This window comes from Peribacillus sp. NPDC096447 (genome assembly GCF_044762725.1).
Classification (GTDB): Bacteria; Bacillota; Bacilli; order Bacillales; family DSM-1321; genus Peribacillus.
On sequence record NZ_JBIWEV010000004.1, the window covers coordinates 190,694 to 206,192 of the forward strand.

The window sequence follows — 15,499 nt, forward strand, 5'->3', positions numbered from 1 at the left end:
GCATATAAAAAACAGGCAGGAAGCGATGGCTTCCTGCCTGTTTTTTCATTAGCCTTATTTATCGGTCTTATCTTCCTTTGAAGCCTCTTCATCATATGTGTAATCATAATCAGCAGGGTCTATCGGTTTAAAACCATTTGGAGTATAGAAACGGAGTAAGTCGCCGTTCACTACTTGGTCTGATAAATTGAGCATCGTTTCAGCTCTCGTTTTATAATTGAGGATGTCATCATTTTCCTCGACCAATTCTCCTGTTTTAGTATCGTAGTATTTCCCTTTGATGGAAGTGACATCCGGTGTTACAAAATCACCATTCCTGAAAGGTACTACTTCATTATGATCTTTTGACAATAAATCGGAACCGAATTGTACATAATCTTTAGATTCAATTCCTAACAGATGCAATAAAGTCGGGAGAAGGTCAATCTGTCCTCCGTATTGGTGCATTTCCCCGCCTTCAACACCTGGAACATGAATCAATAATGGTACACGTTGCAATTGGGCATTCTCAAATGCGCCAACATCCTTGCCAAGCACTTTTGACATGGCTTCTTTATGGTTTTCGGAAATACCATAGTGATCACCATACATAACGATTACCGAATTATCATAAAGACCGGATTCCTTCAGATAATCGAAAAACTCTTTAAGTGCCTCATCGGCATAGCGTGCAGTTTGGAAGTAACTATCAACGGAAGCATCGCCTGTCGTATGCTTACCGATTGTTGCTTTTTCCTGGTCCATGGAATACGGGAAATGATGAGACACCGTTATGAATTTTGTATAAAAAGGCTGTTTAAGCGTTTCTAACATTGGAATCGATTCCTTAAAGAAAGGCTTATCCATTAATCCATAACTTAGTACTTCCTCTTTATTTTCCATATTATAATGGTTAGCATCAAAGAACTGGTTAAAACCAAGAGACTTATACATATTATCCCGGTTCCAGAAAGATTTGTAATTACCATGGAACACAGCAGATGTGTATCCTTGTTGTCCTAAAATAGCTGGTGCCGCTTGATACGTATTTTGGGAACGGTTTGTGAATGCTGCCCCCTGTGGTAAACCGAACAGGGAATTTTCAAGCATGAATTCGGCATCTGCCGTTTTACCTTGGCCTACTTGATGGAAGAAATTATCAAAGTGCATGAAATCTGACTTATCTGCTGCAAGTGAGTTCAAAAATGGAGTTACTTCTTCCCCATTCAACTTATAATCGATCAGGAAATTCTGCATCGATTCCAAATGCAGGTAGATGACATTCTTACCTTTGGCTGCACCAAAGTACTCAGGGTTCGGTTCAGCGCTTGTTGCCTTCGTATAGTTGACGACTTCGGCGATATCCGTGCTGTTTGCAGTGGCACGCTGAGCGTATGTTTTAGTATTCTGAACGGCATCATAAACCGTATAGTTGAACATGCCCAAATATTTGACGATATAGTTCCGGTCGAATGTTCTTGATAATAATTGCGGGCGATCCTTTTCAGCAAGTCCCAAATTGATGGCGAAAATTGCAAGTCCCGCTAGGTAAACCATTCCAACTGTACGGCGTTTGACTTTGAAGTCTTCCACTTTAAAGCCTTTGAATCTGTACAGCACGATCAAAAGAATCGTATCAAGGAAATAAAATACATCATGGCCTTTAAATAATTCTAAAATACTCGGCCCCAAATCCCCCGCATTTTGCACTTGCGTAAGGGTTGGCAATGTAATGAAATCGGTAAATGACCGGTAGTATACAATATTGAAGAATAACCATAGTGACATCAATAGATTCAACCTGATGATCCATTTAAACGATTTTTTGCCTCTAGCCAATAGTGCCAAGCCAAAGAATAAAATGGCTGAACTAATCGGGTTTATGAACAGCAAGAACTGTTGCAGGCCATTTTCAATACCCAAGTTAAATTCAATTCGATATCCAATATAGGTTTTTATCCAAAACAAGACTACCGCAATAAAGAAAAAGCCTAGTATGTTATCTGCAAATAAATGCCGGCTTTTTTTAAGAAAATTATTCATGCTTTCACCTCTATTAATCTAGTGGTTTATTTATATAAATTTTTACATACTTACAAAAGACGGAAAATCCGAAACCTTATAATAGCATTCTTACACTCGGATAGTCAAGATTGTGAAAACCACCTTTTGTCACATCCATAACTCTTATATCCAGAACACTTTTTTAGCTTATGAACAAGCCTTTGAAAAAATAAACAGAGCTTCGCCCGTCTCGAATGCTCAGCGCGCCTATAACAAATATATAGGAACTCCCTGTCTTAATCCAATAAATATCACCGTAACTTTTTGGGGTTAATGCGGATGACAGTACAATTTAATTTCACGTCCTTCAGGCTTTTACCATTATAAACGACTCTTTATAAAAAAACCAGTACATTACAAAATATGTAAAGATATAAATCTTCAATTATTGAAAGCTATTGATTTATCCAGGATTTCTTTCCCGATAATTCGACAGTTGAAAATGGATTGCCGGTTACATGGATGCATCTCTCCTCCGCACTTTTGATACCCCATTCAAAATCCAAGCCTGCAAAAGTTTGACTCATTCAAAATTGCATCCTGCCGCTCCGAAATCCCATAAAATAACAAATAGATTTCGTGTAATATCGACATCATTCCCCTCCGGCTTCTTTATTAGCTTTTTTCAAAAAAATTTCCTGAAAATCCTGATCATATTATTTTTATATTTTCACTTTCAGGATAATTTTTATCATCCATAAAAGATTTGATTTACCAAAATTAACTTAAAATACAATTTGAAAAACTCCTCTTGGAACCGGAAAGCTTCAAGTATCCATGGTTTTGACATTATAATAGGAAGAAACTGAATTTTTTCATATCGGCTGAAGGGTTACATTCCTTCGATTGCAGCCCATATGAGCCATAAAAAGCAACTGGAGTGGATATCCTTGTCCTTTTCCCATTTCCCCTTAATTTGGTCGTAGGGGACCTTATAAGCTTACCTGTACTTTGTCACCTTTATATGTGAATTCTTTTGTCCCCTTTGTTAGTATATTGGTTTCATCCAGCTTTATTATAAAAAATAAAAAAATCCTGCCCTCGATCGAGGACAGGATTTCATTTAACAATATTTACATTACTTAATGCCTTCAGAAACTTCTTTAACCATAGCGTCAACAGATTCTAAGCCGCCGCCTGATAAGTACCAGTAGTTAGGGTCTAGATAAATGATGTTACCTTCTTTAAATGCTTTTGTATTTTTCACAATGTCATTTTCAACAGTATCTTTTGCTGCAGCTCCATCACCGGCAACCGCATCTCTGTCTACAACGAATAGGTAGTCAGGATTCTTTTCAGCAATATATTCGAAAGAAATACTTTGACCATGTGTCGATACTTCCAATTTATCATCTACTGCAGGTACTCCGAATACATCATGGATGATTCCAAATCTTGAATCCGGTCCGTAAGCACTTACTTTTCCACCGCTGGCAAGAACGATTAAACCAGTTTTGTCAGTTGGAGCTTTTTCTTTCAAAGCATTGATGTTTTCTTCAACACTTGCCAATTCTTTAGCCGCTTCGTCTTCTTTATCGAAGATTTTACCTAAAAGTGTTACGTTCTCTTCAAATGATTCCATATACTTTGTTGTATCTACACCAACAAAAACAGTAGGGGCAATTTTGCTTAATTCTTTATATGCTTCAGATTGACGGCCAGAAATAAGGATTAAGTCAGGAGCGATTTCGTTGATTTTTTCGAAGTCAGGTTCTTTTAATCCGCCGGCATTTTCAGTTGTACCTTTATATTTAGAAAGGTATTTTGGAAGGCCATCATGAGGAACAGCTGCCACTTCCACACCCAATTTATCAAGAGTATCAAGAGCACCCATATCGAATACAACGACTTTTTCAGGGTTTGTTTTTACTTTCGTTTCGCCTAGTTGGTGCTTAACTGTAATTTCTTCGCTTTTAGCACTTTCTTTTTTCGCGCTTGATTCTTCTTTTTCCTTATCTGATCCACAAGCTACAGCCACTACAGCCAGCATTGCAACCAAAAGAAGTAAAGATAATTTCTTAATCATTATGGTCACCTCGAATTTTTTTATTTAAAATTACATATTGAATCCTCACCTTCACAGAATTCACCTTCATCACTTCCCTGCCATATGACAGGAGGCGGCTATTACCTTTGGGCGCCCGCCAACTCTTACCAGCCTAAGAAGCGTATGTCGTGATTTCTGGGACGGCTATGAAAACTGAAGTAATTTAAAACCAAATGGAACTAACTGTCTTACGTGAAGTACACACAGATCTTATTGTCATTGATGCTTTGGATTTCAATATCCATATCATAGATTTCCTTTAATACATTGGAATTGATGACTTGTTCGGTAGGTCCATTATGAACAACCTTTCCATCCTTCAATGCGACAATATAGTCGGAATAGCAGGATGCAAAATTAATGTCATGAATGACGATAATGACCGTTTTGCCTAATTCATCGGCCAATCTCCTCAATACCTTCATGATTTGAACGGAATGCTTCATGTCAAGATTGTTCAGGGGTTCATCAAGCAGTACATACTCCGTATTCTGAGCAATAACCATGGCAATGAATGCCCTCTGTTGCTGCCCGCCGCTAAGCTGGTCAAGAAACTTATCCTGCATGTCGGAAAGTTCCATATATTCAATCGCTTCATCGACGTATTTCCAATCCTCTTTAGTCAGTTTGCCTTGTGAATAAGGAAAACGGCCAAAGGCGACGAGTTCACGAATCGTTAAACGGATATTGATGTGATTAGCCTGCTTTAAGATGGCAATCTTCTTCGCAAGTTCATTGCTATTGAATTTCCCCATATCCTTCCCCTCGATCAGGACCTCTCCTGAATCCCGGGTAATGAGACGGCTGATCATCGAAAGGACGGTACTTTTCCCCGCTCCATTGGGACCTATGAAGGATGTGATTTTCCCTTTCATTATTTCAATGGAAACATCCTCGACAACCGTTTTATTATTATATTTTTTGAATAAATTTTTCACTTCTACCATGATTTATTCTCCTTTAATAGAAGATAGATGAAATAAACGCCGCCGACAAAGTTGATGATGACACTTAAGGTGGTTGAGAACGTAAAGATCCTCTCCACAATGAATTGGCCGCCGACCAGGGCAACCACACTGATCAGCATCGCACCCGGGATGATAAATTTATGCTGATAGGACTTAATGAATTGATAAGCCACGTTTGCAACAAGCAATCCGAGGAACGTGATCGGACCGATCAGGGCAGTCGAAATGGAGATTAAAACCGTAACGACGATTAAAACCCGCTTCGTGACAAAATCATAATCCACACCCAAGTTTATGGCTTGGTCCCTCCCCAGGGACATGACATCTAAATACTTCAAAAATCTCATGAAATATATCATTGCCGCTATCATTAGGATAATAGCTAACGTTAACAGGTCCGTGTTGACATTATTGAAGCTGGCGAACATTTTATTTTGAATGATTTGAAATTCATTCGGATCAATCAATACCTGCATGAATGAAGACATGCTGCCGAATAAGGTTCCGAAGATGATACCGATCAGCAATAGGAAGTAAATATTACGGTTTTTCTTGAACATGAATTTGAACAGCAGGCTTGCAAAAATAAGCATGGCCGCAAGTGTAATCAGGAAATTGAGATTTTTATTCATGATCATGATATGCGTTGATCCGAATATGAAAATGACTCCCGTTTGGATCAGCATATACATGGAGTCCAACCCTAAAATGCTTGGTGTCAGGATTTTATTATTCGTGACTGTCTGAAAAATCACTGTTGAAAAAGCTATTGCACAGCCAACCACGATGATGGCGATGATTTTTATAACCCTTCTCGGCAGTGCATAATCCCAATTCGGGCCAAGGTCCCAAAAGATATAACCTGCGGTTAAAACTGCTGCAAGAACAGCCAATATAATGATCCTACTTTTATTATTCATATGCCTTTCTCCTCATTATCAGATAGATAAATACGGCGCTTCCTATGACACCAACCACGAGTCCGATCGGGATTTCAAATGGATATATGAGGATCCTGCCCAGAATATCGCAGATCAATAGGAATACTGCCCCTAGCAATGCTGTATGAGAAAGACTCTTTTTCAAATTGTCACCAAGGTAAAGGGATACAATATTTGGTACGATCAACCCTATGAAAGGAATCGTTCCCACCGTTAACAAAACGACAGTGGAGGACAATGCCACGATGATCAACCCAAAATTGACTATAAGCTTATAATTGAGTCCTAGATTGATAGCAAACTCCTCACCCATCCCTGCCACAGTGAATTTATTGGCAAAGAAGTATGCGAGAATGACGAGAGGGATACTTACATATATAAGTTCGTACCTTCCCGACATGATCATCGAGAAATCCCCATTCATCCATGTGTTGAGGCTTTGAATCAAATCATATTTATAGGCAAAGAAAGTCGAGATGGATCCGACGATATTACCAAACATCAAACCAACCAATGGAATGAAAATCGTATCCTTATATTTCACTTGATCAAGAATTTTCATAAACAAGAATGTACCTGCCAAGGCGAATATGAAAGCGAATGCCATTTTCTCAATAAGTGCTGCCGATGGAAAAATGATAATGGCAAGAAGAAGTCCCAGCCTTGCAGAGTCCATGGTACCGGCAGTCGTCGGGGATACAAATTTATTGCGGCTCAATTGCTGCATGATCAGACCGCTTATACTCATCACAATACCGGCAATGACTATGGTCACCATTCTTGGGAAACGGCTTTGCAGCATGATTTGCACTTTATCATCACTTAGATCCAATAAATCCAGGGGGGTAATATCTTTTACGCCAATGAATAATGACGTAAATGATAAAACGATTAATGCCATGACTAAATATCTTATCTTCATCTACATTTCCTACTCTTCCTATCTCAGTTAATAAAGCGATATAATATTTTTAATTAAATATATTTGAATACAGACTACCGCAAAGTCACCTTTTGAAATGGAAATCATGAAGTCGCAATAGTTACAAGGTTTCCCCACTCGTGATAATGAGATTCATTATCATTAACTCTAATTCTATCATTTCTCAGACATGTGTCAATATATACAAGGGAATTCCTTTGATATTCTCCAAATAGTCAGATTGTAATGAATTTTGATGAACAATCATGCATTTCGTTACAGGAAGTGATAAAATCAAAATAACAAATATTTACTCTTCCAATGAAAGAAGCGATATGATGAAAAACTTGCTATCCAAAGTGTTCTCAAAAAAGGCGAAAATCCAGATTGAATTTTGCCAAAATAATCTTGACCGCTTCCTTAATGAAAAAACAGTTGCCGATTATGGCAAGTTCTTAGCGAATCCAAGGATTCAATATAAGGAATATGAATGTTTGAGTGAGTGTAAACTTTGTCAGAAAACCCCATATGCAAAGGTGAACGGCCAGATTATGAGTGGCGAAGATTCACATGATCTTTTAAATCGGTTACATGATGAATTGAAATGATACGGGCCAAACTAATTGCTTGTTCCGTGTCATTTTGACTACTTACCTGTAATTATACAGAATACAGGTGATGAACATCTATTAAAAGGAATTGCGAATTTAACATTGAATTATTAATCTAGTCGTTACTTCCTGTTTTTCACTATTTCCTACGTTTTCACTGTATAAATAGCTTGAAATATGATAATTTATGGAAAAAGATAGACAGGAGGACGTCCATGAAAAAAATCATTCCTACCATCGTTTCAGTCGTAACACTAGGTCTTGTCACTGGATTGCCTGGCCCTATCGCCGAGGCGGAAGAATTCACCCCTTATTATGGAAATGGTCCAAGCTACATTCAACCAGATAACCTCTCCCACCTTTTCCCTGACCCTAATGTTTCTTTCAAGACCCCTGCCTTTAAACAAAACAAGGCCGCCTTTACGAGCCAGGAAGAAATGTTGGATTCCATCAAGTCCCTCTCCCATAAAAACAAAAACATCCAGGTCAAGACGATAGGTAAATCCACAGAAGGACGCGACATCCCGATGCTTCTTTTCAGCAAGGATTCAAAAAGGCCGATTAAGAATTCCCATAAACCATTGATTTGGATTCAAGGTCAAATCCATGGCAATGAACCCGCTTCAGGTGAATCTACATTAGTCCTTGCACAATGGCTGGCTGAAGGCAAGCTTGGTGATGTCCTCGATAAAGTGAATGTTGCCATCGTTCCACGCGTGAATCCTGATGGCTCATATTATTTCAAACGATATACCGTAAATGACATGGATGCGAATAGGGACTACTTAAAAGTGGAGTATCCTGAAGTGCAGACGATTCATCAGTCAATCGATGATTATGAACCAGAAGTCATTCTGGATGTACATGAATATACAGTGAATCCCGCCCCCCTGAAAAAGGTGGGAGCAAATGGATCGATCGCTTCCTATGATTTACTCATCTCCTCAGCCAAGAATTTAAATATTCCCGAACAGCTTCGAAAAGCTTCCGATGAACTGCTTTTGCCTAATGTTTTTAAAACATTGGAAAAAGAAAAGCTTTCCTATCACGATTACTATACACTGGCCACTTCTGATGATGGAGTCCTTACCGCCACAGAAGGAAGCACAGAAGCCCGGATTGGCCGAAACGCCCTCGGTTTGAAAAATACAATGACCTATTTAATTGAAACAAGGGGGATCAATATTGGCCGTACGGATTTTAAACGACGTGTTTTTGCACAAGCCACTGCACAGGCAGCATTCATCAAAACGGCAGCTGAACAGGCCAGTAAGGTTAAAAAAGCCGTTAGTCAGGCAGAAACTGAAGTCGTGCAAAAAGGGCGAAAAGCAAATGATAACGATGAAATTGTCATCACCAGCGAAAATAAATTGATTAAGGATCAAAAACTGACTGTAGTCGATTTAGCGAAAGCAAAAATGGTCGATGCCTCCATCGATTGGCTGGATTCTACCGATGCCTATCCTACCCTTGTCAGAGATCGTCCGACAGCCTATATCCTTCCACCTGAATTTAAAAATATCGCCAAGAAACTTCAGCTATTGGGAGTGGAAGTGAAAAAGTTAAAAAGACCTATGAAAGTAGCTGTTGAAAGCTATAGGGTCAATGATTTAAAAGTTTCCGCTGAACTGGAAAGCGGACATTCCACAAGGGAAGTCACGACCACCGTTACTTCAAAAACTCGGGATTTCCCAAAAGGAAGCTATGTTTTCGACATGGCCCAGCCTGATGCCAACTTCATCTCCCTTGCCCTCGAACCTGAAGGCATGGACAGCTATGTGACATTCAATTTCATCCCGGCTGCCAAAGGAAAAGAACTGCCGATTTACCGCTATATGCAGCCATCTTCCTTACCAGTTAAATGATGCATAGTATCTAAATGACGCTTTGGCAGCTTTCATTGCCAAAGCGTTTTTAGTTTCCCCCCTCCTTTATTCAGTCGGAACGATGCGCCTGACATGATTTCTTGAATGCAACGACAAGTTTTGAATATACATATAAACGGAAAATGTGTTTTTAGAGGAGGAAAGTCATTGAACCAACATGTACAATTGGAAATCAACCGCCTTGTTCATCGCTTGAAACAAGACCAATCCGCTGATGGTTCGTGGAATTATCCCTTTGACACCGGGATAACGGCAGATGCCTATATGATCATATTATTGAAAATTTTAGATATGGAAGACACTTCTCTTATAGAGGCTTTAGTAAAAAGAATTGAAAGCAAGCAAACGGAAAACGGTTCATGGAAACTTTTCCAAGACGAGAAGGACGGCAATGTTACGGTTACGATCGAGGCTTATTATGGCCTTCTTTTTAGCGGACTCCGCAATAAGAATCATCCCCATATGAGGAAAGCCAAACAATTCATTCTCTCCAAGGGCGGCATCAAACAGGCCAAAATGTTAACGAAAATGATGCTTACCGTCACCGGACAATATCAATGGCCGCGCCTATTCCCCATTCCTCTCGAAGTGGTCTTACTGCCTCCGACCTTTTTCGTCAGCATTTATGATCTTTCCGTATATGGGCGGGTCAACATGATTCCATTGCTATTGCTTGGCCATAAAAGGTTTCAAATCAAGACCCCTGACACGCCAAATCTAAAAGATTTATTTCAAACAAGGGAGGACCGATCCGAAGAGCGTATGTGGGAAGAGTATCGTACCGAAGAATATCGTTCCTTTTTCTCCAAACTTCAAACAGGTGTCAAAACCTTGATTGGTTATCCGGATTATTTGCATTCCTTAGCCTTGGATTCAACGAAAAGGTTTATGCTCGACAGGCTGGAACCAGACGGGACACTGTACAATTATTTCGGTTCTACCTTTTTCATGATCTTTGCCCTCCTTTCAATTGGGTATTCGAAAAGAGATCCAGTGATTCTAAAGGCCATGGCCGGTCTGAAAGGGATGGCCTGCTCTATTGAGGGACACACACATATCCAGTTCACGACGCCCCATGTTTGGAATACCTCCTTAATAAGCTACGCCCTTCAAGAAGCGGGCATGCCTTCCAAAGACAAAGCGGTCAAGGCCGCCAATCAGTACTTACTGTCACGCCAGCATTATATGTATGGAGATTGGCTGATCCATAATCCTAACGCGATTCCAGGCGGCTGGGGGTTCTCGGATTTAAATACCATGAATCCGGATGTCGATGATACGACCGCCTCACTGCGGGCGCTGGCTAAGCAACTGCAAGCAAAACCGGATAATCGGGACAGCTGGCAGCGCGGTGTCTCCTTCACGATATCCATGCAAAATGATGATGGTGGATTTCCAGCCTTCGAACGGAATAACGACCATAAATGGCTGCAGCTTCTTCCTATAGAGGGTTCGAAATATCTCCTGAGTGACCCTTCTACCGCTGATCTGACAGGAAGAACGCTGGAATTCCTGGGGAACTATACAAATATGAAGAAGCCGGAGGAAGTCAGTAAAAGAGCGGTGGATTGGCTATTGGAAGACCAGAAGCGTGATGGCTCCTGGTATGGGCGCTGGGGCATCTGCTATCTATATGGCACATGGTCTGCACTGACCGGCATGAAGGCAGCAGGGCAAGCCACTGGACATCCATCCATCCAAAAAGCCTTAACTTGGTTGAAGAAAATTCAAAATGAAGATGGCGGCTGGGGTGAATCTTGTTACAGTGATATCAAGCAACGATATATCCCCCTCGGAACAAGCACACTGACACATACAGCCTGGGCTGTGGATGCATTGATATCGGCGTCAGAAAAGCCGACAGCCGAGATCGAAAAAGGCATTGCCTATCTCATCCGTGCAGGTCAACAAGAAAGCTGGACCAATGATTATCCTGCAGGCCAGGGAATGGCAGATTTTTTGTATATCCATTATCATAGCTATCGCTATATTTATCCCCTTTTAGCCTTAAGTCATTACAATAAAAAATTCCTGAAGACTTAATCGCCAGTGTTTATTATCATATTAAAGGTGAATATGTGGATTACCTGTGGAAAAGTAGTGAATAACACCGGAAAGTTATCCACATTCCGAGGTTATCCACATTCATTTATCCTTAAAAGTGCCAAATGCAAGAAATTCCCCGTCATATTGTTGATTAATTCATTTCAGCTATGTAAGGATGACTTGTTTTATACAGGTTTTGTGGATAGTTTGGGGATGATCACTATTATGTGAAAACTTTATCCAGCTTATCACTATAAAATTTTATGGCCTTAGCATAAGAGTGTATTTCTTGATCACTCGAGGTTTCGGCAATTATCTTCAAAAGAGATTCCATTGCAAGATCATGGTGGCCCAAATTATAAAATGCCATGGCCCTGAATACCAATAAAGCCTTATCCTCAGGAAACTTCGCCAGCCCTGATTCCAATGCCTGTCTTGATTTTTCATATTCCCCTATGGTGCGATATGTGCTCCCCAACCCTAGGTAGGCCCCTTTTGCATCCTCCTTTGGCAAACCTAATTTGAGTGCCGCTTCATAATAGGACACCGCCTCTACCTCAAGTCCGAGAATATCCAAACTCCAGCCACACTGATACTGTATGACTGCATCCCCGGGATTTTGCTTTGCCAGATCCATCAATAATCGATTGGATTTTTCGAATTCTTTCTTTCCCCTTAGTGACAGTGCCTCTTCCAAATTTCCCATTGCCATTCCTCCATTGTATAAGATTCCTTATTGCCCCTATTCGCGATTCCTCTTTTTAATTCCTTTATAACCGCAGATTTTTTCAAGGTATCATCAGCTACATGTTGGTTCTTCCACCCATACGCCTCTTCATCGAAAGGAAGTTTCTTCTTCCTTCTCCCTAATTTCGCTTGAGATTCATAATCGCAACTAAAAAAGGATCTGCCACTTGGCAAATCCCTCTCATGCATTTCAGGTCAAGTCCATTCATATAACACATATTGCTGATTAATCATCCAACTGGTTTTTCAATACTTTACCCGTGGTTGCATCCACCACAACATCATATTCCTTTTGTCCTTGTTTTATTTCCAGCTCGTACACAAGGGTGCCATTCTCTGAATCCAGCTCCATATCCGTTACTTGACCATCCACCGCTTTCAAGGCAATCTTTTCAGCTTGATCTCTGCTGACTTTTGCAGTTTCCACGGCTTGTTGTGTGCTCATATCTTCATCGTAATCGTCTTCCATCTCCTGAGAAAGAATCTCTCCCTTTTCAGCATCAACATCAACGTCTTGATAGCCTTCTTTTGTTTTAACGGTCATCTCATAGGTCATCGGCTGGTCCCAATCCTTTTCAAATTGAGTAACTTCCCCGCCTAGTTTTTCTGAAATCATTTTGACAGCCTCATCCTCGGATAGGTTCCCCTTATTGACTGCATATACCGCCGTTCCAGCAGCACCGCCGAAAAGCAATACGGAAGCTATGGACACCGTCATGATTACCTTTTTCCTTTGATTGATACCTTCTTTAATCGTACTCCACTGTTTTTTCATGAATGAATTCCTCCTTTAAGTTGTTACCTTAATAATAAGCACCCTTCATGAAACGAACATGAGCGTTAGATTAGAATTTGATGAGAAAGAGTAAGAGTCACCAACGTTCCCTCTCCCACCTCACTTTGAATCTCCAATTTACCGTCGAATGACTCGACAAGCGTCCGGGCGATGGAAAGCCCGAGTCCATTGCCTCCCGTTTTCCTTGCCCTCGATGAATCCACGCGATAAAAACGTTCAAAGACATGGGGGAGATGTTCTGGTGATATCCCTCCGCCGTGATCTTTCACACCGATGAGAATTTCATTATCCTGTTGTTTTATCATGATCTGTATACTTGATTCACTGTATTTCATTGCATTGTCCAATAGGATGACCATCACCTGTTCAAGCTTACTGGAAACGGTCATTGCATATATTTCCTTAAACTCTGATTCTATCGTTATTTCACGATTTCCCGTCCTTCTGAATGTTTGGGCAATCCCTTTACAAAACGAAATAAGTTCTATTTTTCCTTCCACATCAGCTGAAAGTTCCGTTTGGGAGGCAGACTGCAGAAGATGCTCCGTCAGCTTTTTCATCCGGACGGCTTCATGGTGGATTGCCTCCACCGCCTCTTCCTGAATCGCCTCATCCTTCATTCCCCAGCGTTTCAATAGAGAGGAGTAGCTTTCTATGACCGTAATCGGTGTTTTCAATTCATGTGAAGCATCTGAAAGGAATTGCTGCTGTTGGTTATAATTCCGCTCCAGCCTTTCTATCATCCTGTTGAATGCCGCTCCCATCACCTGCAGCTCGTCCTTTGATTGATCCGATAGCGGTATCCGTTTGAATTCTCCGCTTTTCTCAATATCCTTCATCGTTCCGCTCATGATCGATATCGGTTTGAGGATCAGATTGGCCAGCCACTTACCGGCAAGAATGGATAAAATAATGACAAAAAGGGATGCACCGCCCAAAACGAGGGCAAGCGTCGATAAATTATCAAGAAGGGTATCCTGCGGCTGTGTGACCTCGATCACCCCTAGCTTCTTCCCTTCATCAGGATAAGGGTAACGGTAGGTCAATACATATTCCCCGTCAGCTTTGGTAAAATCATATCCTTTCTCGTTAATGGCTTTAACCGCAAGCCCCTTAAGGTCCTCTTCATCCGTAAATGATTTTACCAACCTTCCATCAGTGTCGAATATCCGCACCATTCCATCGTCGGGGATATACAGCTCCATTAAATCGGGATCACCGGAAATCAAATCTTTCGTCAGGATATTTTCTTCAATTAATGAGGCTTGATCTTCAAGCAAATCCCGTTCCCTCTCTACCGATATCCAAAGAAAGGCGATTAAAACGATGATACTCAACAATATAAGCATGACGCTTAAAAAAAGACTGGAATACGATTGGATTTTCGTCCGAATCTTCATACTGGCTCCTTCAAGCTGTAACCTACACCGCGGTAAGTATGTATAAGCTGCAGGTCAAAGGGATAATCTATTTTTTTGCGCAAATAACGGATATACACATCAACCACATTCGTATCCCCTGCAAAGTCAAATCCCCATACATGTGTCAGGATTTGCTCCCTCGAAAGTACTTGATTTTTATTTTGCAAAAGATAAACCAGCAAATCGAACTCGCGGGAAGTCAGCTCAATCCTATTGCCTTGCCTGTGAATGTCCCTTGTACCAAGGTTCAACTTCAGATCATGGATTTTAAGTTCATCCACTTCACCTTCGGATTGGCTCTCCCGTACATTGGTACGAAAACAAGCACGGATCCGTGCCAGCAGCTCTTCAATTTCAAACGGTTTCGTTACATAATCATTCGCACCATGGTCCAGGCCATTCACCTTGTCTGGCACAGCATCCCTTGCGGTTAGAAGGATTACCGGTGTCGATCCATTCTTTTTCCGGTAACGCCTAAGTACTTCTATGCCATTCAACTCGGGCAGCATCACATCCAATAAGATTAAATCCCATTCTTCGGCTTCTGCCCTTTCCAGACCTGTTTTTCCGGTAAAAGCCGATTCTGTTTGATAACCCTCATGATTAAGTTCCAGCTGGAGGACCCTCGCTATTTTTTCTTCATCTTCTATTATTAAAATTCTCTTATTCATGATCATCACCACCTACCCCTTAGTGTACTGAAGAAATATGAAAATATCATGAGAAATTGACCTCTCCGCATAAAAATCCGATGAAATAATGAATTTAATTTTTGTGCCTATAAAAGGGCAACAAAAAGAACCGGATGTGTATGGTCCATGCCAAACACATACAGAGATTCCCCATATCTAAATAACGGTTAACCATAATAAAAAGAAAGACTATGGAATATTTCCATAGTCACAGTTTGTCGACAAAATGGGGTTCGGAACTGCCTCACCCCGAATAACTGGCTTGCCGAGACCACACTGCCACTTGCGGCAAGGAGGCTTGGCAGACAGTTGGCGGAAAGAGAGCGGATTTTTGATAATAGCTAGAACGTTGATTTCCTCTCCAGGCACTCGCTTTCCG

The 15,499-nt window shown here is 40.8% G+C and carries 13 protein-coding genes; 3 read left to right on the forward strand and 10 right to left on the reverse strand.

All coding sequences use genetic code 11. The features are described 5' to 3' along the window. Positions 1-54: 54 nt before the first annotated feature. The 6 genes from ltaS to ACIQZD_RS15370 form a co-directional block, all read right to left on the reverse strand. Positions 55-2,022: a lipoteichoic acid synthase gene (gene ltaS, locus ACIQZD_RS15345; RefSeq protein WP_402904197.1), complete on the reverse strand. Its 1,968-nt coding sequence runs from the start codon at positions 2,020-2,022 to the stop codon at positions 55-57. A gap of 416 nt (positions 2,023-2,438) precedes the next feature. Continuing rightward, positions 2,439-2,570, reverse strand: coding sequence for a hypothetical protein (locus tag ACIQZD_RS15350; protein ID WP_402904200.1), 132 nt, complete (start codon positions 2,568-2,570; stop codon positions 2,439-2,441). Between the two features lie 551 nt (positions 2,571-3,121). Further along, positions 3,122-4,066, reverse strand: a complete 945-nt coding sequence (locus ACIQZD_RS15355) for a siderophore ABC transporter substrate-binding protein (RefSeq protein WP_483878407.1) — start codon at positions 4,064-4,066, stop codon at positions 3,122-3,124. A gap of 212 nt (positions 4,067-4,278) precedes the next feature. Further along, positions 4,279-5,037: an iron ABC transporter ATP-binding protein gene (locus ACIQZD_RS15360; RefSeq protein WP_402904206.1), complete on the reverse strand. Its 759-nt coding sequence runs from the start codon at positions 5,035-5,037 to the stop codon at positions 4,279-4,281. Next, a complete protein-coding gene (locus ACIQZD_RS15365; protein WP_402904209.1) occupies positions 5,031-5,978 on the reverse strand; it encodes an iron chelate uptake ABC transporter family permease subunit in 948 nt (315 codons plus the stop codon). The genes ACIQZD_RS15360 and ACIQZD_RS15365 overlap by 7 nt, the downstream gene beginning before the upstream one ends. Continuing rightward, entirely contained in the window at positions 5,971-6,921 is a 951-nt protein-coding gene (locus ACIQZD_RS15370; protein WP_402904212.1) for an ABC transporter permease, read from the reverse strand. The genes ACIQZD_RS15365 and ACIQZD_RS15370 overlap by 8 nt, the downstream gene beginning before the upstream one ends. 266 nt (positions 6,922-7,187) lie before the next feature. Here ACIQZD_RS15370 and ACIQZD_RS15375 point away from each other — a divergent pair, with 266 nt between their 5' ends. The 3 genes from ACIQZD_RS15375 (at position 7,188) to shc (ending at position 11,461) form a co-directional block, all read left to right on the forward strand. Further along, positions 7,188-7,529: a DUF1450 domain-containing protein gene (locus ACIQZD_RS15375; RefSeq protein WP_402904215.1), complete on the forward strand. Its 342-nt coding sequence runs from the start codon at positions 7,188-7,190 to the stop codon at positions 7,527-7,529. 218 nt (positions 7,530-7,747) lie between these two features. Next, positions 7,748-9,397, forward strand: coding sequence for a M14 family metallopeptidase (locus ACIQZD_RS15380; RefSeq protein WP_402904218.1), 1,650 nt, complete (start codon positions 7,748-7,750; stop codon positions 9,395-9,397). A 168-nt stretch (positions 9,398-9,565) separates the two neighbouring features. Continuing rightward, entirely contained in the window at positions 9,566-11,461 is a 1,896-nt protein-coding gene (shc, locus tag ACIQZD_RS15385; protein WP_402904221.1) for a squalene--hopene cyclase, read from the forward strand. 226 nt (positions 11,462-11,687) lie between these two features. Here shc and ACIQZD_RS15390 read toward each other — a convergent pair whose 3' ends face one another. From ACIQZD_RS15390 to ACIQZD_RS15405, 4 genes are all read right to left on the reverse strand, one after another. Next, positions 11,688-12,170, reverse strand: coding sequence for a tetratricopeptide repeat protein (locus ACIQZD_RS15390; RefSeq protein WP_402904222.1), 483 nt, complete (start codon positions 12,168-12,170; stop codon positions 11,688-11,690). Positions 12,171-12,437: 267 nt separating this feature from the next. Next, on the reverse strand, positions 12,438-12,986 hold the full coding sequence (locus ACIQZD_RS15395) for a PepSY domain-containing protein (RefSeq protein WP_402904225.1): 549 nt from the start codon (positions 12,984-12,986) through the stop codon (positions 12,438-12,440). Between the two features lie 65 nt (positions 12,987-13,051). After that, on the reverse strand, positions 13,052-14,407 hold the full coding sequence (locus tag ACIQZD_RS15400; RefSeq protein ID WP_402904228.1) for a sensor histidine kinase: 1,356 nt from the start codon (positions 14,405-14,407) through the stop codon (positions 13,052-13,054). Then, entirely contained in the window at positions 14,404-15,099 is a 696-nt protein-coding gene (locus ACIQZD_RS15405) for a response regulator transcription factor (RefSeq protein WP_402904231.1), read from the reverse strand. Before ACIQZD_RS15405 ends, ACIQZD_RS15400 begins: the two co-directional genes overlap by 4 nt. Between the last annotated feature and the right edge of the window lie 400 nt (positions 15,100-15,499).